Source organism: Clostridium sp. AM27-28 (genome assembly GCF_003480955.1).
Classification (GTDB): domain Bacteria; phylum Bacillota; class Clostridia; order Lachnospirales; family Lachnospiraceae; genus Otoolea; species Otoolea fessa.
On record NZ_QUJT01000047.1, the window covers coordinates 1 to 527 of the forward strand.

The window sequence follows — 527 nt, forward strand, 5'->3', positions numbered from 1 at the left end:
AAGTTGGAGGATACACGCATGAAAATTGTAATCATTAATGGAAGTGCCAGAAAAGGAAATACGCTGGCAGCAATCAATGCATTTATAAAAGGAGCGTCAGAAAAGAATAAAATTGAAATCATTGAACCCGACAAACTCAACATTGCACCATGCAAGGGATGTGGTGTCTGTCAATGCTCCAAGGGATGCGTCGATAAGGATGATACAAATTCTACAATTGATAAAATTGCTGCCGCAGATATGATTCTTTTTGCTACACCAGTTTATTGGTGGGGAATGTCAGCACAATTGAAACTTATCATTGATAAGTGCTACTGCCGTGGATTGCAGTTAAAAAACAAAAAAGTTGGCACAATTGTTGTAGGTGGTTCTCCCGTAGGCAGTATCCAGTATGAGCTGATTGATAAGCAGTTTGACTGTATGGCAAAATATCTTTCATGGGATATGCTTTTCAAAAAATCATATTACGCAACAGCCAGAGATGAACTTGAAAAAAATAAGGATTCCATGAACGAACTTGAGTGGAT

Annotated in this window: 1 protein-coding gene; it reads left to right on the forward strand. The window is 38.1% G+C overall.

Features of this window, described 5'->3' with window-relative positions:
• Positions 1-18: 18 nt before the first annotated feature.
• On the forward strand, positions 19-527 hold a 509-nt coding region (locus tag DW720_RS15590), incomplete at its 3' end, for a flavodoxin family protein (RefSeq protein WP_147355522.1).